This is a genomic window from Stenotrophomonas sp. Nf1, from assembly GCF_003028475.1.
Classification (GTDB): domain Bacteria; phylum Pseudomonadota; class Gammaproteobacteria; order Xanthomonadales; family Xanthomonadaceae; genus Stenotrophomonas.
In genome coordinates, this window is record NZ_PYTV01000001.1 from 143361 (window position 1) to 163176 (window position 19816).

The window sequence follows — 19816 nt, forward strand, 5'->3', positions numbered from 1 at the left end:
CGCCGGGCCACGCCCGGCGGATGCAATGGGTTCAGCGCAGCGGCGAAGCCAGTACGGTGATCTCTTCGCGGTCGTGGTACAGCTGCTTGGCGCGCACCACCAGCGGCTTGCCGGCCTGGTCCTGGAACAGGTCCAGGCACAGCCGGGTCTCGTCCCAGCGCTTCTTCATCGGCAGTTTCAGGTTGAAGATCGCGTGGCGGCACCAGCCTTCGCGGAACCAGGTGGCCATGCGCTCGGCCACGCGGCGCGGCTGCTCGACCATGTCGCAGACCATCCAGTCCAGCGGCTGCTCCGGGTGCCAGTGGAAACCATCGGCACGCAGGTGCTCGACCAGTCCAGTGTCCAGCACGTGCTGGCGCAAGGGGCCGTTGTCGATGCTCAGCACCTGCATGTGCTGGCGGGTCAGCACCCAGGTCCAGCCGCCGGGCGCGGCACCGAGGTCGGCCGCGCGCATGCCGGGCTTGACCAGCGCTTCGCGCTCTTCCGGCGTCAGCAGGGTCAGCAGCGCTTCGTCCAGCTTCAGCGCCGAGCGCGAGGGCGCTTCGGGCAGCAGCTTCAGGCGCGGAATGCCCAGTGCCCACGGCGCGCTGTCGGCCGGATCGGCGACGCAGACGAAGGCGTGGGTGCCGTCGACGAACACCACGTGCAGGCGCGGCAGCCGGTTGTTCGGCTTGTCGGTCAGCTTGCCGGCCTTGCGCAGCGCCGGGCGCAGTGCGTTGCCGAACGCGCGGGCCAGCCCGGACAGCGGCTTGCCGGCGTCCGAGTCCGGATGTTCCACCCACAGGTCACCGAAGCGTGGCGCATCGGCCAGCACCTCGAGCATCGGGCTGATGCGGTCGGCCGGGTCCAGCTGCGGCAATTCGGCCAGCACCACCAGCTTCTGCCGCGCGAAGATCAGCTCGCGCCAGCGCAGGCGTGGCGCCAGCGCAGCCGCCTCATCGCACATGAACAGCACGTAGCCGTCATTGCGCTGGGTGCGCGCATAGCCAGCGAAACCGGCTTCACCGGCGCGGAACTGCAGCTCGCCGGCCAGCTCGGGCTCGAAGCCCTGCCGGCACAGGCACAGCAGGCCGATGCCGGCCTCAGTAACGGGCGCCATCGCTTTCCCCATAGGCGCGCAGCACGCTGCGTGCGGCGTCGCGGTTCAGGCCCTGCACCACTTCGATGCCACGCTTGTTGAGTTCGCCGACCCAGTCGGCCGGCAGCGGGCCTTCGTCGAACGGGGTCAGTTCCTCGACGTCGGCCGAGCTGGCGCCGATCAGCAGGCGGTCAATGCCGGCCCAGACGGTGGCGCCGTAGCACTGGCAGCACGGCTGCGAGCTGGTAGCCAGGGTGACCGGCGACAGCACCGCGTTCAGGCGCGGGGTCTGCAGGCGCTGCTGGGCCAGCATGTAGGCCATGTTCTCGGCGTGCGCCAGCGAGGTCGCATGCGGCATCACCCGGTTCACACCGGCGGCGATGACCTTGTCATCCGGCCCGAACACCACCGCGCCAAACGGGCCGCCACTGGCGTGCTCGACGTTCAGCCGCGACAGCTCGATCGCCAGTGCGACCTTGGCCTCATCGCCCGGATATCGACGATCCAGGTCGATCTGGTCGTGGATCCAGGCGGGAAGGGTCAGGTGGACTTGCGCGTACAGCATCGCGGGGGTGCCTCGTGTGGGATGGAAGAAAGTGCGGTTGCTTGGGGAACCGGCGCGCAGTGTAGCCGCACCGGCCTGTACCGGGTGTGGGTGGGATCAGGCGGGCGCGCCGGTGCGGATCACCACGTACTGCTTGCGGAACTCCAGGCCGGCCTGCGGCCAGCTGGCGGCGTAGGCGCGCAGCAGCGGCAGCGCGGCGGCGAAGTCATGGCCGTTGACCCGGCAATCGGCCTCGCACAGGCCCTCGGCGTCGCGCGAGGCGAACAGGCGGATGGCCAGGAACGGGCGCGCCTTCAGCAGGTCGTCGAAGGCGTCCATGCTCCTGGTGAACAGACAGCAGGGGCAGGAGCCGTGGTCGTCCTCGCGGCAGGTGGAGGCATCCACCTCCTGTGCGCGGTAGTGTGCCAGCGGCCCCAGCACCACGGTGCGCTGCAGTTCCTCGCCTTCGTCGCCGGCCGGATAGGTCAGGCCCAGCATCGGCAGGCCCTGCGCATCGGCGGCGCCGACCGCGGTCTGCAGGGTCGCCAGGTCCACCCGCACCCAGGTCTGCAGGCCGGACAGCAGCGACGCCCGCTCATCGGCACCGTTGGCGTGCTGGTACTCGAACAGGCCATCGGCGAACAGCACGGGGTGCTGGATCTCGATGACCGTGGAGGTCTGCCAGCCGCCGTTGTCGCGCGCCTGGGCCGCCATCGCATGCGGGGTCAGGCGTAGGCCGCTGTCCAGCTGCAGTGCGCTGTCGTCGACGCGGCAGGTGATGCCGTCTTCCTGCAGCACCTGCTGCAGCAGCGGGAGAAGGGCGATGGAGCCGGTGGTCATGTCGGGCCTGTGGATGGATGGGGTGGGGCATCCAGGCCGGGCCTGGGGCTAGCGGTCGAGCGCGTCGAGTTCTGCGCGATACCGCTGCGCGTCCGTCTGTTGCTGCGGATCATCGCCCTGGTCGCGCAGCCAGGTCTGCAGCTCGCGGCGATAGTCCGCGCGGAAGTCGGCGTTGCCCGGGCTGAAGTGCAGCTTGCGCGCCGCCACCTCCACCCGCTCGCGAGCACTGGCACGGGCCTGGGCGATGCCATGTGGCGATTCATCGGTGAGGATGACGAAGTTGCGCGGGAAACCCGGGGTGTACTTCACCACGAACGGCTGGTCCTGCGCCGGGATGCGGATCGTGTTCTCCAGCGGCCACAGCGCGGCGGTATTGGTATGGAACACCACCTCCACGTCGCGGCCCTCGGCGGTGCGCAGTACCGCTTCGTAGCGCCAGATGTACTGCTCGTTGAGCGTGGAACTGGTTTCCTCGGCCTTGACGATCACCGCCACTCCGCGCTCGCCCACCGCATTGAGGAAGGTGGCGTTGAGGAAGCTGCCGAGGAAGATGTTGAGCATCGCCAGCGGGAATACCGCGATGGCGTAGACCGGTGAACGCCGCCACCACGAGACCAGCCCGGCCAGCACCATTGCTGCAAAGAACGTCAGCAGCGGATGCTGCGAGATGAACCAGAGCAGGGCGGACAGGGCGGTGATCATCGTCGCGGTCGTGCGGGCGCCGTGCGGGCGCCCGCGCCGTTGCTCAGGCCGACCAGGTGTCGCGCAGGGTCACGCTGCGGTTGAACACCGGCTTGGCTTCGGTGTGGTCGCGGCGATCGGCGACGAAGTAGCCGGTGCGCTCGAACTGGAACGACTGTTCCGCTGCAGCGCTGGCCGCGGCCGGCTCGACATAGCCGGTGACGGTGCGGCGCGATTCCGGGTTGAGGTAGTCGCGGTAGGTCTTGCCTTCCGATTCGTCGTCCGGGTTCGGCACCGAGAACAGGCGGTCGTACAGGCGGATCTCAGCCGGCACGCCATGCACGGCGCTGACCCAGTGGATGGTGCCCTTGACCTTGCGGTTGGCGCCTTCCATGCCAGGACGCGATTCCGGATCCAGCCAGCCGCGCAGCTCGGTGATGGTGCCGTCGGCGTCCTTGACCACTTCATCGCAGCGGATGATGCCGGCGCCGCGCAGGCGCACTTCGCCGCCCGGCACCAGGCGCTTCCAGCCCTTCGGCGGTACTTCGGCGAAGTCCTCGCGGTCGATCCACACCTCGCGTGCGAACGGCACTTCGCGGCTGCCGAAACTCTCGTCCTTCGGATGGTTGCTGAAGGTCAGCTGCTCTGCATGGCCTTCGGGCAGATTGGTCAGCACCAGCTTGACCGGGTCGACCACCGCCATGCGACGCGGTGCGGCGCTGTCCAGGTCTTCGCGCAGCGCGCCTTCCAGCACGCTGAAGTCGATCAGCGAATTCTGCTTGCTGATGCCCACGCGCTCGGCGAAAAGGCGCATCGCCGCCGGGGTGTAGCCGCGGCGACGCAGGCCCTGCAGGGTCGGCATGCGCGGGTCTTCCCAGCCATCCACCAGCTGTTCGGTGACCAGCGCCATCAGCTTGCGCTTGCTCATCACCGTGTAGTTGATGTTCAGGCGCGAGAACTCGATCTGGCGCGGCTTGGCCGCTTCGCGCGGCAGGCCGGCGTCGACCAGCGGCTGGGTCAGCGCGTCGTCATGGGCGAAATCGACGTTGTCCACACACCAGTCGTACAGCGGGCGGTGGTCTTCGAATTCCAGCGTGCACAGCGAGTGGGTGATGCCCTCGATCGAATCGCCCAGTGCATGGGCGAAGTCGTACATCGGGTAGATCGGCCACGCGTTGCCGGTGTTCTGGTGCTCGACGTGCTTGATGCGGTACAGCGCCGGATCGCGCAGGTTGATGTTGCCACTGGCCATGTCGATCTTGGCGCGCAGGGTGCGCGCGCCATCCGGGAATTCACCGGCGCGCATGCGGCGGAACAGGTCGAGGTTTTCCTCGACGCTGCGGTCGCGCCACGGCGACGGGCGGCCCGGCTCGGTCAGGGTGCCGCGGTAGGCGCGCACTTCCTCGGCTGACAGGTCGCAGACATAGGCCTTGCCCTGTTCGATCAGCTTCTCGGCGGCCAGGTAGTAGGTCTGGAAGTAGTCCGAGGCGTGGCGCAGCTCGTTCCACTCGAAGCCCAGCCAGCGCACGTCGTCCTGGATCGCGGCCACGTATTCCGGATCTTCCTTGGCCGGGTTGGTGTCGTCGAAGCGCAGGTTGCAGACGCCGCTGAACTCACCGGCGATGCCGAAATTCAGGCAGATCGACTTGGCGTGGCCGATGTGCAGGTAGCCGTTGGGTTCGGGCGGGAAGCGGGTCTTGATCGCCTGGTGCTTTCCGCTGGCCAGGTCCTCGCGCACGATCTGGCGGATGAAATCGCGCTTCTCGTGGCTGTCGGCGGGGGTCTCGGGGCTGGCGGGGGTGTGCTCGGACATGAGTCTGGGGCGAAAAAGGGCAGAAAGACCAACAGTCTAGCGCGTACCGGGCAGGGCTGCCCGGTGGGCCAGGGGGTTGCCGGCCAGCGGCCGGCACTACCCCCCCATCTTCCGGGGTTGCCGGCTGCCGGATTGCGGATCGACACGCAGATGGGTAGTGCCGGCCGCTGGCCGGCAGATTGCGTATCCACACGCGGATGGGTAGTGCCGGCCGCTGGCCGGCAGAACGCACCACCGGCATTCAGCCCCCGGGCGTATGCTGGACCCCTGTCCCACGGAGCCGCCGCATGCACATCGTGTACAAGGCCGACAACCTGTTCGACGCCCACCTGGTCAAGCACGCGCTGGAAGATGCCGGCATCCCGGCCTTCGTGTTCGGCGAGTCGCTGCTGGGCGGCATGGGCGAGCTGCCGCTGTTTGGCGTACTGCGGGTCGGCATCCCCGATGCCGCGCGCCCGCAGGCCGAGGACATCGTGGCCGCGCTGGACTTGGGCCAGGCCCCGTCCGACCCCATCTCCGATGCAGACGACATTGCCGGACTGCCGGCGTAGGAGCGCATCATGTTGGGTATTGGCCAGGGCATTCTCGGCATCGGTGCGTTCAAGCAGCGCCTGCCGCGTGCGGAAGAAGCGTTGCCGGGGCGCGAGCAGCCGCTGCCGCTGCACAGCAACCAGCACTTCGTGAACAGCCATCCGCTGAAGGACCGCTTCGCCGGCCTGCAGCAGATCCGCTTCGCGCTGGGCTGCTTCTGGGGCGCCGAGCGCAAGTTCTGGACCGAGCCGGGCGTGTACAGCACCTCGGTGGGCTATGCCGGTGGCATCACCCCGAACCCGACCTATGAAGAGGTCTGCTCGGGCCTGACCGGCCACACCGAAGTGGTGCAGGTGGTGTTCGATCCGGCAGTGGTGAGCCTGGAGCGTCTGCTGCAGCTGTTCTGGGAAAGCCACGACCCGACCCAGGGCATGCGCCAGGGCAACGACACCGGCACCCAGTACCGCTCGGCCATCCACGCCACCGACGAGGCGCAGTACAAGGCCGCGCTGGCCAGCCGCGAGGCCTACCAGGCGCAGCTGGATGCGGCCAGCTACGGGCCGATCACCACCGAGATCGTGTTCCCGGCACCGGCGTACTACTACGCCGAGGATTACCACCAGCAGTACCTGGCGAAGAACCCGAACGGCTACTGCGGCATTGGCGGCACCGGCGTGAGCTGCCCGATCGGCCTGGATGTGGAGGCGCCGCGCTGACGCGCGGAGGTCCGCCTGCGGCGGGCAACATCCACATCAACATCCACAGCGGCTATGGGTTGCTGATGGTTTGGCGGGACGGGGGCGGCTGGCAGGACACGCCGTAAACCCCGCTCCGCGGTCCGGCCCAGCCGCTAGCGGCTGGGCGTTCGGGCGCTTGCGAAGCAGTGCTTCGCAAGCAAAGCGCCCTCACCCATGGGGGCTCGATGGCGCCATCCATGGCGCCAACGGTCCTGCCAGCCGCCCCCGTCCCACCTCCGACAGTTTCCCGGTGACGGTGGGAAACAGCATTGGGTTACTGATGAACTGATGGAAAAGAAAAAGGACGCGGCGTTCGCCGCGTCCTTTTTCTTTGGTTCTGCATTGCCCCGTAGAGTCGAGCTTGCTCGACTGCAAGCAAGCGAAGCGCGCGACCCGCTGTTGCTCTTCTTTCTTTCTTCCGTGGCGGGCGGCCACCGGAAACTGTCAGAGGGCGGGCGGGTTGGGTTCGCGGGAGTGTCCGCCGCATGGGCCCGAGGCATGCCTCGGGCGGGTTGGGCAGGACGCCCAAGCCCGGTCTTGCCGTGTGCGCAGGACAGCGCACACGAGCAAGCGGCGGCCAAGCCTCCAGGGATGGATTCACGGCGTCTCCCGCGAACCCAACCCGCCCGACCCAGCGCGGCTGTTGCTCCCGCAGTCAGTCGAGCAAGCTCGACTCTACCGAGCCGAACAGCCCGCCACGAGGGGCTCAGCCGTTCGCTGGAATCACAGTGCCGAGCGAATGCGCTCGCGCAGCGCCTGCAGATCCTTGGCAAACGCATCGATGCCGGTGGCCAGCTTCTCGGTGGCCATCGGATCAGCCGCCAGATCCGCCGCGAACTTCGCTGCGTCGATCGGGGTCGCCGCCGCGCCGTCGGCGGCACCGGCCAGCAGCTTGCGCGGCAGCTCGCCGTGGTCGGCGTCCAGCTTTTCCAGCAGGTCCGGCGAAATGGTCAGGCGATCGCAGCCGGCCAGCGCTTCAATCTGCGCGGTGGAGCGGAACGAGGCGCCCATCACCACCGTCGGCGAACCGCGGCGCTTGAACTCGGCATACACGCCGCGTACGAACTTCACGCCCGGGTCTTCGTCGATGCTGGCCGGGGTCTGGCCGTTGGCCACGTACCAGTCGAGGATGCGGCCGACGAACGGCGAGATCAGGAACGCGCCGGCTTCGCTGCAGGCCAGCGCCTGGGTCGGGTTGAAGATCAGGGTCAGGTTGCAGTCGATGCCTTCGGCCTGCAGCACGCGCGCCGCTTCCACGCCTTCCCAGGTCGCGGCGATCTTGATCAGGATCTTCTCGCGCGGCACGCCGGCATCGGCGTACATCTGGATGAACTGGCGGGCCTTGGCCACGGTGGCGGCGGTGTCGTGGGCCTGGTCGGCGTCCACTTCGGTGGACACGCGGCCCGGCACCAGCGTGCTCAGCAGCGCGCCGACGCCGATGGTCAGGCGGTCGGCCACCGCGTGCACCACGGCTTCGCGGTCACCGCTCTGCTGGCGGCCCCAGGCCAGTTCGCGTTCGATCAGCTCGGCGTAGACCGGCAGGTCCAGCGCCTTCTTCACCAGGGTCGGGTTGGTGGTGCAGTCCACCGGCTGCAGGCGCTTGATGGCGTCGTAGTCACCGGTATCGGCAACGACCACGGACAGTTCGCGCAGCTGGGACAGTTTGGACGGGGTACTCATTACGGCTCCTGGTGCAGGGGGATCGAATCGCGCGCGGTGCGCAGCGGTAATCAGGGGCGGTCGTTGTGGACCGCGGTCACGCGCAGGCGGAGCTTGCGGCCGCCGGGCGCATTCCAGTCGATGCTCTGGCCGATGGCCAGGCCGAGCAGGGCACTGCCGACCGGGGCCAGCACGGACACCTTGCCCTCATCGACGTTGGCTTCGCGGGGGAAGACCAGGGTCAGGACATGCGTTTCGCCCGACACTTCATCTTCGCACTCCACGCGCGAATGCATCATGACGATGCCTTCGGGAATCTGGTCCGGCGCCAGCACGGTGGCCCGGTTGAGTTCTTCGGCAAGCGCGAGCGCGGCAGGCGTCTGGCTCAGCGCAGGGGAATCGAGCATGGCCTCCAGGCGGTCCATGTCGAAGGTGGATACAGTGATCGACGGCGGCAGGCCGCTGGCGGTGTTCATGGTGACGCTCCTTGGTTGAAAGCCATGCAAAAGGCGGCACCTGCTGGCGCCGCCTGTCTGTATTGTGGGGACAAATGCGGCCGGAATCGACTCCTGCCGATTCCAGGCCCGCGCCGTAGGGGCTCAGCCGTTCAGCACCGGGCCGGGCAGCGCGGTGGCGTCGCCCACGCCGGCATTCACCGCATCGAGGGTGAACAGTGCCTGTGGCAGTCGCTTGAACTGGTCGGCCAGTTCCATCAGGAAATCGTTCATCGCCGAACTGCGGCGCCAGATCATCGCGATGCGGCGGCTGGGACGGCCTTCACCGGTGAAGTCGAGCAGGCGGATGTTGTTCGAGCGCGGCACCGGCGGCTGCACCGACAGGCTCGGCAGCAGGGTGATGCCGACGTCGGCGGCCACCATCTGGCGCAGGGTTTCCAGGCTGGTGGCGCGGAACTCGGACTTCTCGTTGGCGCCGAACAGGCGGCACACTTCCAGCGCCTGGTCGCGCAGGCAATGGCCGTCTTCCAGCAGCAGCAGCTTCTGCGTGGCCAGCTCCTGCACGTCCAGATGTTCGCGGCGGGCCAGCGGGTGGCGCCCGGACACGGCCAGCAGGAACGGCTCCTCGAACAGGAACTCGGCGTGCAGCTGGTCGTCGATCACCGGCAACGCCAGCAGTGCGGCGTCCAGTTTGCCCTCGCGCAGGCGGTCCAGCAGCACGTCGCTCTTTTCCTCGACCAGCAGCAGTTCCAGTTCGGGGAAGCGCTCGCGGATGCGCGGGATCACATGCGGCAGCAGGTATGGGCCCAGGGTCGGGAAGATCCCCAGGCGCACCGTACCGGCTTCCGGATCGCGGCTGCGTCGCGCCGCTTCCTTCAACTGTTCCACTTCGGACACGATCACCCGTGCCCGTGCGGCAGCCTCCTGGCCGGCCGGGGTCAGCATCACCTTGCGCGGTGCGCGTTCCACCAGCGGCAGGCCCAGCTCTTCTTCCAGCTTGCGGATCTGCGTGGACAGCGTGGGCTGGCTGACGAAGCAGGAAGCGGCAGCCCGGCCGAAATGCTTGTGGTCGGCCAGGGCTACCAGGTACTTCAGATCACGTAGGTTCATCCTTACACCCCAGGGGCAACGGACCGGCTGACGGCTTGGTTACCCGGCAGGCAGACAAGGTTCCCGCTGACCTGGGAACGGTGGATCAGGCAGCTTCAGCAACGGCACCGCTGCTGCTGCTCACCGACGAGCGGATCAGATGATCGAACGCGCTCAGTGCGGCGGTGGAACCGGCGCCCATGGCGATGATGATCTGCTTGTAGGGTACCGTGGTGCAATCGCCGGCAGCGAACACGCCCGGCAGATTGGTCTGGCCGCGGTCGTCGATGACGATCTCGCCGCGCGGCGACAGCGCCACCACATCCTTCAGCCACTCGGTGTTGGGCAGCAGGCCGATCTGCACGAAGATGCCTTCCAGCTCGACACGGTGGGCATCGCCGCCAACGCGGTCCTTGTAGACCAGGCCGGTGACCCGGCTGCCATCGCCCAGCACTTCGGTGGTCTGGGCGCTGGTCAGCACAGTGACGTTGGCCAGGCTGCGCAGCTTCTTCTGCAGCACTTCATCGGCGCGCAGGCTGGAATCGAACTCCAGCAGGGTCACATGCGACACGATGCCGGCCAGGTCGATGGCCGCTTCCACGCCGGAGTTGCCGCCGCCGATCACCGCCACGCGCTTGCCCTTGAACAGCGGGCCATCGCAGTGCGGGCAGTAGGCCACGCCCTTGTTGCGGTACTGGTCCTCGCCCGGCACGTTCATCTGCCGCCAGCGCGCGCCGGTGGACAGGATGACCGAGCGCGACTTCAGCACCGCGCCATTTTCCAGTTGCACCTGCACCAGGCCATCTTCACCGGCCGGTACCAGCGCAGTGGCGCGCTGCAGGTTCATGATGTCCACCTCGTACTCGCGCACATGCTGTTCCAGCGCCGTGGCCAGCTTCGGGCCTTCGGTCTCCTTCACCGAGATGAAGTTCTCGATCGCCATGGTGTCCAGCACCTGGCCACCGAAACGTTCGGCGGCGATACCGGTGCGGATGCCCTTGCGCGCGGCGTAGATCGCCGCCGCCGCGCCGGCCGGGCCACCGCCGACCACCAGCACGTCGAAGGCGTCCTTGGCGGCGATCTTCTCGGCATCGCGCTTGCCGGCGTTGGTGTCCAGCTTGGCCACGATCTGTTCCAGGGTCATGCGGCCCTGGTCGAACACTTCGCCGTTGAGGTACACGGTCGGCACCGACATGATCTCGCGCTGCTCGACTTCGTCCTGGAACAGCGCGCCGTCGATGGCCACGTGCTGGATGCGCGGGTTGAGCACCGCAGCCAGGTTCAGCGCCTGCACCACGTCCGGGCAGTTCTGGCAGGACAGCGAGAAGTAGGTTTCAAACTTGTATTCGCCTTCCAGGTTCTGCACCTGCTCGATCAGCTCGGCAGTGGCCTTGGACGGGTGGCCGCCGACCTGCAGCAGCGCCAGCACCAGCGAGGTGAACTCGTGGCCCATCGGCAGACCGGCGAAGGTCAGGTGGATGTCCTGGCCCGGGGTGCCCAGGTCGAAGGACGGCACACGGCCCTGGCCATCGCGCAGCACCTGCAACGAGATCTTGTCCGACAGGCTTTCCAGGGTCTGCAGCAGCTCCAGCATTTCCTGCGACTTGGCGCCGTCGTCGGCGTGCGCGGTGATCTGGATCGGGCGGGTCACGCGCTCCAGATAGGTCTTCAGCTGCGACTGCAGGTTGGCGTCCAACATCGGGTCTTCTCCTGGCTTCAGGCAAACAGGGGGCGTGGCACCGCTGTAGAAGGTAGCGGACCAGCAGGGGGTAGGGGTGAACCCAAGACAGCGACCGTGGAAGGGGCTGGCTGGCCAAGGCTGGCGCGCGTTGGCTGTCTTGGGTTCACCCCCACGCCGGCGGGGGGACCGGCACGGGGATGAAGGGCGCGCGGTGGCGTGGGGCCACCGCAGGCCGGTACTGCTTTAGATCTTGCCGACCAGGTCCAGCGACGGGGTCAGGGTCTTCTCGCCTTCCTTCCACTTGGCCGGGCAGACCTGGTTCGGGTTGGCGGCGGTGAACTGGGCGGCCTTCAGCTTGCGCAGGGTCTCGGCGACGTCACGGGCGATCTCGTTGGAGTGGATCTCCTGGGTCTTGATCACGCCTTCCGGGTTGATGATGAAGGTGCCGCGCAGGGCCAGGCCTTCTTCTTCAATGTGCACGCCGAAGGCGCGGGTCAGCTTGTGGGTCGGGTCGCCGACCAGCGGGAACTGGGCCTTGCCGACGGCCGGCGAGGTTTCGTGCCAAACCTTGTGCGAGAAGTGGGTGTCGGTGGTGACGATGTAGACCTCGGCGCCGGCCTTCTTGAACTCGGCGTAATGGTCGGCGGCGTCTTCGATCTCGGTCGGGCAGTTGAAGGTGAAGGCGGCCGGCATGAAGATCAGGACGGACCACTGGCCCTTCAGGCTGTTGTCGGAAACCTTGATGAACTCGCCGTTGTGGTAGGCATTGGCTTCGAACGACTGGATCGGAGTGTTGATCAGGGACATCGTTTTTCCTCTGTGTGAAGGGGAGTGGGTGAATCGACAGGAGCTAGGTTACCGATTCAATTGCGATAAGAACAATCCATTGATTGCATCTATTTGATAGATGCAGGCTATCAAAATGCGATGAGCAGGCACTGAACCTTGCCGCTCACATCCTGCAACTGTCTGTATGAAAAGGAAAATCTTCCCCGGCAGGTGAACGCGGCCGATAGCCCGTCCTTATCCCGTTCGCCAGAACCTGAACGGATTCCCGCTTTTGTAGCGTCGAGCTTGCTCGACGGCTTTTCCGGACCCGGCTGTCATCTCAATCAAAGGCAGTCGAGCAAGCTCGACTCTACAATTGCGGCATGTCTGTCAAAACCGAACCCACCCTGCGCCAGGCTGTGGCCGAGGCCAGTGCCCGTCTGGGCGGCATCGAGGCCCGCCACGAGGCCGAACTGCTGCTGCTGCATGTGCTGGAGCGCCCGCGCAGCTGGCTGTTCGCACATGCCACCGATCCGCTGGCCGCGGCCGACCAGGCCGCCTTCGACGCCCTGCTGGCACGCCGCGCGGCCGGCGAGCCGGTGGCCTACCTGACCGGACGCCGCGGCTTCTGGACGCTGGACCTGGAGGTCGACCCGGCCACGCTGATACCGCGCCCGGAAACCGAGCTGCTGGTGGAACTGGCGCTGGACCGCCTGCCGCCGGAGCGCGCGCTGCAGCTGGCCGACCTCGGCACCGGCAGCGGCGCGATCGCGCTGGCGCTGGCCAGCGAACGGCCGCAGGCGCAGGTGCTGGCCACCGATGCCAGCCCCGGTGCGCTGGCTGTCGCTGCGCGCAACGCGGCGCGCCATGAACTGCACAACGTGCGCTTGGCCGAGGGCGGGCACGATTGGTATGCGCCGCTGCAGGGCGCGCGCTTCGACCTGATCGCCAGCAACCCGCCGTACATCGCCAGCGACGATCCGCACCTGGAACAGGGCGACCTGCGCTTCGAACCGGCCACCGCGCTGGCCTCGGGCCCGGATGGCCTGGACGACATCCGCCGCATCGTCGAGGGTGGCCCGGCGCATCTGTTGCCCGGTGGCTGGCTGCTGATCGAGCACGGCTGGGACCAGGGCGAGGCGATCCGCGCGCTGTTCGACGCCGCCGGTTTCGCCGACGTGCAGACCGTGCAGGACCTGGAGCAGCGCGACCGCATCACCCTGGGCCGGCGACCGGCCTAGAATGGAGGTTCTCCTGCCCCGGCAGGGCATCACCCTGGAGCTGCAAGCATGCGTACGCTGTACCCCGCCATCACCCCCTACGACGTCGGCACCCTGAAGGTCGACGACCGCCACACGCTGTACTTCGAACAGTGCGGCAACCCGGACGGCAAGCCGGTGGTGATGCTGCACGGTGGCCCGGGCGGCGGCTGCAGCGACAAGATGCGCCAGTTCCACGACCCGTCCAAGTACCGCATCATCCTGTTCGACCAGCGCGGTGCCGGCCGTTCCACCCCGCACGCCGACCTGGTGGACAACACCACCTGGGACCTCGTTGCCGATATCGAAACGCTGCGCGAGCACCTGAAGGTCGATCGCTGGCAGGTGTTCGGCGGCAGCTGGGGTTCGACCCTGGCGCTGGCCTACGCCGAAACCCACCCGCAGCGCGTGACCGAACTGGTGCTGCGCGGCATCTTCATGCTGCGCCGCTGGGAACTGGAATGGTTCTACCAGGAAGGCGCCAACCGCCTGTTCCCGGATGCGTGGGAGCATTACCTGAAGCCGATTCCGTCGGTGGAGCGTCACGACCTGATCTCGGCCTTCCACCGCCGTCTGACCAGCGACGACGAAACCACGCGCCTGGAAGCGGCCAAGGCGTGGGCGGTGTGGGAAGGCGCGACCAGCTTCCTGCACGTGGACGATGACTTCATCAACAGCCACGAAGACCCGCATTTCGCACTGGCGTTCGCCCGCATCGAGAACCACTACTTCGTCAACGGCGGCTTCTTCGAGGTGGAAGACCAGCTGCTGCGCGACGCACACCGCATCGCCGACATCCCGGGCGTGATCGTGCACGGCCGCTACGACGTGGTCTGCCCGCTGGCCAACGCCTGGGACCTGACCAAGGTGTGGCCGAAGGCCAAGCTGGAAATCACCCCGGCCTCGGGTCACTCGGCGTTCGAAGCGGAGAACGTGGACGCGCTGGTGCGCGCCACCGATAGCTTCGCCTGATCGGAGGTAGTGCCGGCCGCTGGCCGGCAACGCCAGGGGTCAGATCCCTTTCCTACGGAAAGGGATCTGACCCCGTGCGGAATCATCCACGCATGGCGTGGATCTACCACTCCCCGGCCAACAACGCGTCGGCCAGCACCTGCAGTTTCGGGGAGTGCTGCCGCGACGGCGGGTAGATCAGCGACAGTGCGCGGCTGCGGCCTTCGAACGGCTGCAGCACGCGCTGCAGGCGGCCATCGGCCAGCGCGTCGGCCACGGCGAAATCCATCACCTGCACGATGCCGATACCGGTCATCGCCGCTTCCACCAGCGGGTCACCGCTGTCGAACACCATCCGCGTCGGTGGCGTGAACTCGTGCAGCTGGCCCTGCTGCAGGAACTGCCAGTCGACCACACGGCCACTGCGCAGATTGCGTACGGCCAGGCACGCATGGCGATGCAGATCCTCGACAACGGCCGGCGTGCCGCAGCGAGCCAGGTAGTCCGGGCTGGCCACGGTTACCCAGCGCAGGGGCCGCAGCGCGCGCGCGACGATGCGCTGGTCGGCGATCACGCCGGTGCGCAGCGCGGCATCAAACCCTTCCTCGACCAGATCGACCAGACGGTCGCTCAGCACCGCTTCCACCTGCAGTTGCGGATGCCGTTCCAGCAACGGTGCCAGCAGCGGCACCAGCACCTTGCGCCCGAACATCGAGGGCGCGCTGATCTTCAGCGTGCCCGAGGGCGTGCAGGGGCGGTCGGCCAACTGGCGCTCGGCATCTTCGAAGCCGCACAGCAGCGGCGCGACCTGATCGACGAACTGGCGGCCATCCGGGGTCAACGCCACGTTGCGGGTGTTCCGCTGCAGCAGTTTCACCCCCAGCGTGGCCTCCAGCCGGCTGATCGCGCGCGACAGGCCGGACTGGCTCAGGCCCAGCTGGCCGGCCGCCACGGTGAAGCTGCGCGCTTCGGCCACCTGCACCAGCATGCGCACGGCATTGAGGTCCATCGCGGTTCCATTCATGCTGAAAATCATGACAGATATGGCTGTGCGGGGGTTTATTGATTGTGCCGCATCAATGAGACTGCGCTCCCCCCTTGCTCCAGACCACCGATGCCTCCCCTCAAATATCCCCGCGGGGCGCTGGCCCTGTTGGCCACTGCCCAGCTGATCATCGCCCTGGACGCCACCATCATCTTCGTCGCCCTGCACGACATGGGGCGCGCGTTGCAGATCAATGCGCAGCAGCTGCAATGGGTGGTCAGCGCCTACACCGTGGCCTTTGGTGGCAGCCTGCTGCTGGGCGGACGTGCCGCCGACCTGATCGGTCGCCGTCGCTTCTACCGGCTGGGCATGCTGCTGTTCGCGCTGGCCTCGCTGCTCGGTGCGCTGGCGCCCAATGCCACCCTGCTGATCATCGCGCGTGCGGCACAGGGTGTCGGCGCCGCGCTGCTGTTCCCGGCCACGCTGGCGCTGATCAACACGCTGTATGCCGAAGGCCCGTTGCGCAATCGTGCGCTGGCGATCTGGAGCATGGCCAGCGCGGTCGGGCTGGCGCTGGGCACGCTGCTGGGCGGGGTGCTGACCCAGGCCTTCGGCTGGCCGGCGGTGCTGGCGGTGATCGTGCCGCTGGCCACGGCCTGCGCTGTTGCCGCAGGCGTGTGGTTGCCGGCCGACGGTCCGCGCGTGCGCGGCCGCTCCTTCGACCTCGCCGGCTGCCTCACCGTCACCGCCGGCGGCAGCCTGCTGGTCACCACCCTGGTGCAGGGGCCGGAGTGGGGCTGGACGGCGCCGGCGACGGTGATCTGCCTGCTGCTTTCAGCCGTACTGCTGACGGTGTTCGTGCAGATCGAGAAGCGCAGCCGTGACCCGCTGATGCAGTTCGCGCTGTTGCGCCTGCCGGGCCTGCGCGCGGCACTCGGCCTCACCTTTGCGTTCATGAGCAGCTACGGCGTGCAGTACTACTTCCTGGCGCTGTACTTCCAGGATGGCTATGGCTGGAGCCCGCTGCAGGCTGGCCTGGCGTTCCTGCTGCCGACCCTGGTGTGCACCTTCGGCATCCGCATTGCCGAACGCATGCTGCATCGCAGTTCCGCGCGCCATGTACTGGCCTGGGGATTCGCGGCCGGTGCCGTGGGCATCGCAGGCGTGGCGCTGGCATTGCCGCACGGCGCCAGCTACTGGGCGCTGCTGCCGGGCATCGTGATCCTCAGCGTGGGACAGGGCATGAGCTGGACAGCGATGTGGATCGTGGCCGGACAAGGCGTGCCGGGGCCACAGCAGGGGGTCGCGTCCGGCATGGCCGCCACCGCCCAGCAGATCGGCGGTGCGTTGGGACTGGCGGTGCTGGTGATGGTGGCCAACGCTGCACGTGGCACGCAGGCGGCGACCAGCCCCGACGCCCTGCAGGGCATGGTCAATGCCCAGTACGGTGCCGCGCTGTTTGCCGCGCTCGGCGTGGTCATCGCGCTGGGCCTGCGCCCGGCGTCGGTCGAATCGGCCGCGACCGTCTGCCCGGCCAACGAGGCATGATTGAAGCCGTTCCCGTGAATGGATGCGCCACGCCTGTGGTGGTGCCGGCCGCTGGCCGGCAACTGCAATGATCCAGCTACCCTGAGGTTGCCGGCCAGCGGCCGGCACTACCGACTCGGGGTGGATCCACGCGCGTTCAACCGAACGCGGGCAGTTCCGGGATGGATGCACGCGCGTTCAACCGAACGCCAGCAACTGCGGCTGCAACGCGCTGAAAATGCGCGCCAACCGCTCGGCCCACGCTTGCTGCCCGGCTTCATCGGCAATCAGGTCCTGGCGGATCTCCAGTTCCACATGCACCAGCCCGCGGCCTTCACCATGCACCGGTACCGCGTAGTCGCTGGTACTGCTGACCGAATACGGTTCGTTGTCGCCCACCACCAGGTCGCCTTCGCCGCGCAGCGCCTGCAGCAGGGCGTGGGCAAACCGTGTGTCCTGGTGGTACAGCACGCCGGCATGCCACGGCCGCTGCACGCCGCTCATCGCCGGGGTGAAACTGTGCATCATCACCAGCAGGGTGGGCCGGCCGGCAGCGCGGCGTGCATCCAGTTCGGCGTCGATGCGCGCGTGGTACGGCGCATGGATCGCGTCGATGCGCTGCTGCCGCTGCGCCGCCGACAGCGAGGCATTGCCCGGCACCACGGTGTGGTCGCTCACTTCGGGAATCAGCGTCGGCGATGCCAGCGGGCGGTTGCAGTCGATCAGCAGCCGCGAATAGGTCTGCTCAATCGCCCACGCATCGAGCCGTTCGGCCAGCGCGCGGGTGGTGCCGGCAATGCCGATGTCCCAGCCGATATGGCGGTCCCGTTCGGCCTGCGGCAGACCGAGGCCTGCAAGGGCACGCGGCACCTGCTGGCCGGCATGGTCGGCCAGCAGCAGGAACGGTGAGGCGCCCTGCGCCCGGTGGATCGAATAGATCGCCGGATCGTCGGCGCCGAGCAGCGCCGGCAGTGGGTGCAGATCGGCGTCAGCCACGCGGGCGGCCGTCCAGATGGTGCTCGATCATCCACAGCCCGGCCCACAGCTTGGCGTCCAGCGCGTAGCCTTCGCCCATCTTCTGCACCAGCCAGGCCGCGGCCTGGCTGCGCGGAATCTCGTGCACGGTGATGTCCTCGCTGTCATCGCCGCCGCCTTCGCCGATCCGGCGCAGGCCGGTGGCGCGCACGAAGGCGATCTGCTCGCTGCTGGCACCGGACGAGGTCGGCCCGATCATCAGCACTTCGGCGTGCTCGGCGGTCCAGCCGGTTTCTTCTTCCAGTTCGCGCACGGCCGAGACTTCGATGGATTCGCCAGCATCGACGTCACCGACCAGTCCGGCCGGCATCTCGATGGTCGGTGCCTGCAGCGGCACGCGGAACTGTTCGACGAACAGCACCTTGTCCTCGGGCGTGACGGCGATGATGATCGCCGCCAGGCCACCGGCATGGGTGCGTTCGCTGTATTCCCAGGTGCCGCGCACGACCATGCGCTGGTACTTGCCTTCGTAGACCACTCGCGGTGCTTCGGTGTTGCGCTGGCTCATGCGGGCTCGCCGGAATTGGAAAAAGTGGGAACGGGGTCTGCCACGCCGGCAGCATCGAACAGCCGGCGGCGCGTCATCGGGCCGAAGCGCAGGGTCTGGCACAGGCCGCCCAGCAGTTCGGGGTCGGCCGGCTGGCGCGGCATGCCGCTCTGGCAGCCCTCCAGCGGCGCGTCCAGCGCGATGGTGGTCAGCTGGCGCCAGAGCTGGGCATGCTCGCGCTGTTCACGCAGCCGCACCGCCATCTGTGCCGCGCCGCGCAGGCGCAGGAACGGCACTTCATCGATACGGTCAAACAGGGCATCCATGCTGCCGAAGTGGGCCAGCAGCACCGCCGCCGATTTGGCGCCCACGCCACTGACACCGGGAATGTTGTCCACCGCGTCGCCACACAGCGCCAGGTAGTCGGCAATCTGGTGCGCGTGCACGCCGTGGCGGGCCTTGACCCCGGCCACATCCCAGCGCTGGTTGCGCGCGTAGTCCCACTGTTCGTCATGGTCGAGCAGCAGCTGCGACAGATCCTTGTCGGCGGAGATGATCACCCCGCGATGGCTGCCACGGTGCCGGTGCAGGGCGCTGCCGATCAGGTCGTCGGCCTCGAAATCATGATGGGCCAGCACCGCCAGCCCCAGCGCCGCGCACAGGGCCTTGCAGTGTACGAACTGGCGCTTGAGCGCCTCCGGCGCCGGATCGCGGTTGGCCTTGTAGGCCGGGTACAGGCGATGGCGGAATCCGCTGTCCAGCGCTTCGTCGAAGGCGATGGCGATATGCCGTGGCCGCTCGCGCTCCAGCAGGTCCAGCAGGAAGCGGGCAAAGCCATGCACCGCGTTGGTCGGCCAGCCCTGGCTGTCCTGGAACTGGTCGGGCAGCGAATGCCAGGCACGGAACACGTAGATGCTGGCATCGACCAGATACAGCGGCGGTGCGGGCTGGGCGCTCACCGCGCTCACGGTGCGGTCCATTCCTGCAGCAGCGTGGCCGGATCGGGGCGTTCGCGCTCGGGCACCGCAGCCTTGGGCGTGCCGATGTGGATGAAGCCGGCGATGCGCTCGCCTTCGGCCAGGCCCAGATGCGCCTGCACGGCCGGGTCGAACGCCATCCACGCGGTCAGCCACTGCGCGCCAAAGCCCAGCGCCTGCGCGGCCTGCAGCAGGGCAAAGCAGACGCAGCCGGCGGTCATCAGCTGTTCCTGCTCGGGCACCTTGGGGTCCGGGCGCGGGCTGGCCACCACCACGATCACCAGCGGCGCATGGCTGAAACGCTGGCGGTCCTTCTCGAAGACCGCATCGCCGGCCTGCGGGTCGCGCTGGCGGCTGCGCTCGGCCAGGAAGTCGCCCAGAGTGTGACGTGCATCGCCGGCGATTTTCAGGAAGCGGAACGGCACGCGCTTGCCGTGGTCGGGCACGCGTACCGCCGAGGCCAGCATCCGCTGCAGGGTGGCCGGGTCCGGCCCGGGTTCGCCCAGTTGCCGCGAGGGCACCGAGCGGCGGGCATCCAGGGCGAGCAGGGCGGCGGGGTCGGGCATGGTGTCTGAACCGGTCATCACGGGCATTTGATTATAGTCGGGGCGGTCAATGACGCCGCCTGTGTCGCGTCTGCACCCTGAATATCAAACTGTGATGAACATCATGCCACTGGCGGGAAACGGACGGCCGCTTCCCCTCGCCTCATGGGCCTT

20 protein-coding genes are annotated in these 19816 nt (G+C 67.8%); 5 read left to right on the forward strand and 15 right to left on the reverse strand.

Annotated features, from left to right (window positions below):
* Positions 1-31: 31 nt before the first annotated feature.
* From rlmM to C9412_RS00685, 5 genes are all read right to left on the reverse strand, one after another.
* On the reverse strand, positions 32-1099 hold the full coding sequence (gene rlmM, locus C9412_RS00665; RefSeq protein ID WP_107229911.1) for a 23S rRNA (cytidine(2498)-2'-O)-methyltransferase RlmM: 1068 nt from the start codon (positions 1097-1099) through the stop codon (positions 32-34).
* A complete protein-coding gene (locus tag C9412_RS00670) occupies positions 1083-1643 on the reverse strand; it encodes a nucleoside deaminase (RefSeq protein ID WP_107229912.1) in 561 nt (186 codons plus the stop codon). The genes rlmM and C9412_RS00670 overlap by 17 nt, the downstream gene beginning before the upstream one ends.
* 96 nt (positions 1644-1739) lie before the next feature.
* A complete protein-coding gene (locus C9412_RS00675) occupies positions 1740-2462 on the reverse strand; it encodes a DUF6348 family protein (RefSeq protein WP_107229913.1) in 723 nt (240 codons plus the stop codon).
* Between the two features lie 48 nt (positions 2463-2510).
* A complete protein-coding gene (locus C9412_RS00680; RefSeq protein WP_107229914.1) occupies positions 2511-3164 on the reverse strand; it encodes a hypothetical protein in 654 nt (217 codons plus the stop codon).
* A gap of 43 nt (positions 3165-3207) precedes the next feature.
* On the reverse strand, positions 3208-4956 hold the full coding sequence (locus tag C9412_RS00685; RefSeq protein ID WP_107229915.1) for a glutamine--tRNA ligase/YqeY domain fusion protein: 1749 nt from the start codon (positions 4954-4956) through the stop codon (positions 3208-3210).
* Positions 4957-5243: 287 nt separating this feature from the next.
* Here C9412_RS00685 and C9412_RS00690 point away from each other — a divergent pair, with 287 nt between their 5' ends.
* Positions 5244-5507, forward strand: a complete 264-nt coding sequence (locus C9412_RS00690; RefSeq protein ID WP_106550103.1) for a DUF2007 domain-containing protein — start codon at positions 5244-5246, stop codon at positions 5505-5507.
* Positions 5508-5537: 30 nt separating this feature from the next.
* Positions 5538-6203 (forward strand): peptide-methionine (S)-S-oxide reductase MsrA, encoded by a 666-nt coding sequence (gene msrA, locus C9412_RS00695; protein WP_181358653.1) that lies wholly within the window; start codon positions 5538-5540, stop codon positions 6201-6203.
* Positions 6204-6947: 744 nt separating this feature from the next.
* Here the strand turns inward: msrA and C9412_RS00700 are convergent.
* From C9412_RS00700 to ahpC, 5 genes are all read right to left on the reverse strand, one after another.
* Positions 6948-7904, reverse strand: a complete 957-nt coding sequence (locus tag C9412_RS00700) for a transaldolase (protein ID WP_107229917.1) — start codon at positions 7902-7904, stop codon at positions 6948-6950.
* 50 nt (positions 7905-7954) lie between these two features.
* Entirely contained in the window at positions 7955-8359 is a 405-nt protein-coding gene (gene rnk / locus C9412_RS00705) for a nucleoside diphosphate kinase regulator (protein WP_079220704.1), read from the reverse strand.
* A gap of 123 nt (positions 8360-8482) precedes the next feature.
* Positions 8483-9448 (reverse strand): LysR substrate-binding domain-containing protein, encoded by a 966-nt coding sequence (locus C9412_RS00710; RefSeq protein WP_107229918.1) that lies wholly within the window; start codon positions 9446-9448, stop codon positions 8483-8485.
* Between the two features lie 85 nt (positions 9449-9533).
* Positions 9534-11126, reverse strand: a complete 1593-nt coding sequence (gene ahpF / locus C9412_RS00715) for an alkyl hydroperoxide reductase subunit F (protein WP_107229919.1) — start codon at positions 11124-11126, stop codon at positions 9534-9536.
* Positions 11127-11351: 225 nt separating this feature from the next.
* Complete coding sequence (ahpC, locus tag C9412_RS00720) at positions 11352-11915, reverse strand: alkyl hydroperoxide reductase subunit C (protein WP_107229920.1); 564 nt, start codon at positions 11913-11915, stop codon at positions 11352-11354.
* Positions 11916-12259: 344 nt separating this feature from the next.
* On the opposite strand from ahpC, the gene prmC reads away from it, so the two are divergent.
* Entirely contained in the window at positions 12260-13117 is an 858-nt protein-coding gene (gene prmC / locus C9412_RS00725) for a peptide chain release factor N(5)-glutamine methyltransferase (protein WP_107229921.1), read from the forward strand.
* 48 nt (positions 13118-13165) lie between these two features.
* Positions 13166-14107: a prolyl aminopeptidase gene (gene pip / locus C9412_RS00730; RefSeq protein WP_107229922.1), complete on the forward strand. Its 942-nt coding sequence runs from the start codon at positions 13166-13168 to the stop codon at positions 14105-14107.
* Between the two features lie 103 nt (positions 14108-14210).
* On the opposite strand, the gene C9412_RS00735 is transcribed toward pip, so the two are convergent.
* Positions 14211-15095 (reverse strand): LysR family transcriptional regulator, encoded by an 885-nt coding sequence (locus C9412_RS00735; RefSeq protein WP_107229923.1) that lies wholly within the window; start codon positions 15093-15095, stop codon positions 14211-14213.
* 105 nt (positions 15096-15200) lie between these two features.
* On the opposite strand from C9412_RS00735, the gene C9412_RS00740 reads away from it, so the two are divergent.
* Positions 15201-16619 (forward strand): MFS transporter, encoded by a 1419-nt coding sequence (locus C9412_RS00740; protein ID WP_107229924.1) that lies wholly within the window; start codon positions 15201-15203, stop codon positions 16617-16619.
* 177 nt (positions 16620-16796) lie between these two features.
* Here C9412_RS00740 and C9412_RS00745 read toward each other — a convergent pair whose 3' ends face one another.
* From C9412_RS00745 to C9412_RS00760, 4 genes are read right to left on the reverse strand one after another with little or no spacing between them, the layout of a single operon-like run.
* Positions 16797-17594 (reverse strand): N-formylglutamate amidohydrolase, encoded by a 798-nt coding sequence (locus C9412_RS00745; RefSeq protein ID WP_107229925.1) that lies wholly within the window; start codon positions 17592-17594, stop codon positions 16797-16799.
* Positions 17587-18141, reverse strand: a complete 555-nt coding sequence (locus C9412_RS00750; protein ID WP_107229926.1) for an NUDIX hydrolase — start codon at positions 18139-18141, stop codon at positions 17587-17589. The genes C9412_RS00745 and C9412_RS00750 overlap by 8 nt, the downstream gene beginning before the upstream one ends.
* Positions 18138-19100 (reverse strand): 5'-3' exonuclease H3TH domain-containing protein, encoded by a 963-nt coding sequence (locus tag C9412_RS00755; protein ID WP_107229927.1) that lies wholly within the window; start codon positions 19098-19100, stop codon positions 18138-18140. The genes C9412_RS00750 and C9412_RS00755 overlap by 4 nt, the downstream gene beginning before the upstream one ends.
* Positions 19085-19663, reverse strand: coding sequence for a nitroreductase (locus C9412_RS00760; protein WP_107230412.1), 579 nt, complete (start codon positions 19661-19663; stop codon positions 19085-19087). The genes C9412_RS00755 and C9412_RS00760 overlap by 16 nt, the downstream gene beginning before the upstream one ends.
* Positions 19664-19816: the final 153 nt, after the last annotated feature.

Excerpts from the sequence above, each read along its gene's own strand:
- rlmM (WP_107229911.1), bottom strand. The coding sequence starts at position 1,099 with ATGGCGCCCGTTACTGAGGCCGGCATCGGCCTGCTGTGCCTGTGCCGG.
- C9412_RS00670 (WP_107229912.1), bottom strand. The coding sequence starts at position 1,643 with ATGCTGTACGCGCAAGTCCACCTGACCCTTCCCGCCTGGATCCACGAC.
- C9412_RS00675 (WP_107229913.1), bottom strand. The coding sequence starts at position 2,462 with ATGACCACCGGCTCCATCGCCCTTCTCCCGCTGCTGCAGCAGGTGCTG.
- C9412_RS00680 (WP_107229914.1), bottom strand. The coding sequence starts at position 3,164 with ATGATCACCGCCCTGTCCGCCCTGCTCTGGTTCATCTCGCAGCATCCG.
- C9412_RS00685 (WP_107229915.1), bottom strand. The coding sequence starts at position 4,956 with ATGTCCGAGCACACCCCCGCCAGCCCCGAGACCCCCGCCGACAGCCAC.
- C9412_RS00690 (WP_106550103.1), top strand. The coding sequence starts at position 5,244 with ATGCACATCGTGTACAAGGCCGACAACCTGTTCGACGCCCACCTGGTC.
- C9412_RS00700 (WP_107229917.1), bottom strand. The coding sequence starts at position 7,904 with ATGAGTACCCCGTCCAAACTGTCCCAGCTGCGCGAACTGTCCGTGGTC.
- rnk (WP_079220704.1), bottom strand. The coding sequence starts at position 8,359 with ATGAACACCGCCAGCGGCCTGCCGCCGTCGATCACTGTATCCACCTTC.
- C9412_RS00710 (WP_107229918.1), bottom strand. The coding sequence starts at position 9,448 with ATGAACCTACGTGATCTGAAGTACCTGGTAGCCCTGGCCGACCACAAG.
- ahpF (WP_107229919.1), bottom strand. The coding sequence starts at position 11,126 with ATGTTGGACGCCAACCTGCAGTCGCAGCTGAAGACCTATCTGGAGCGC.
- ahpC (WP_107229920.1), bottom strand. The coding sequence starts at position 11,915 with ATGTCCCTGATCAACACTCCGATCCAGTCGTTCGAAGCCAATGCCTAC.
- prmC (WP_107229921.1), top strand. The coding sequence starts at position 12,260 with ATGTCTGTCAAAACCGAACCCACCCTGCGCCAGGCTGTGGCCGAGGCC.
- pip (WP_107229922.1), top strand. The coding sequence starts at position 13,166 with ATGCGTACGCTGTACCCCGCCATCACCCCCTACGACGTCGGCACCCTG.
- C9412_RS00735 (WP_107229923.1), bottom strand. The coding sequence starts at position 15,095 with ATGGACCTCAATGCCGTGCGCATGCTGGTGCAGGTGGCCGAAGCGCGC.
- C9412_RS00740 (WP_107229924.1), top strand. The coding sequence starts at position 15,201 with ATGCCTCCCCTCAAATATCCCCGCGGGGCGCTGGCCCTGTTGGCCACT.
- C9412_RS00750 (WP_107229926.1), bottom strand. The coding sequence starts at position 18,141 with ATGAGCCAGCGCAACACCGAAGCACCGCGAGTGGTCTACGAAGGCAAG.
- C9412_RS00755 (WP_107229927.1), bottom strand. The coding sequence starts at position 19,100 with ATGGACCGCACCGTGAGCGCGGTGAGCGCCCAGCCCGCACCGCCGCTG.
- C9412_RS00760 (WP_107230412.1), bottom strand. The coding sequence starts at position 19,663 with ATGCCCGACCCCGCCGCCCTGCTCGCCCTGGATGCCCGCCGCTCGGTG.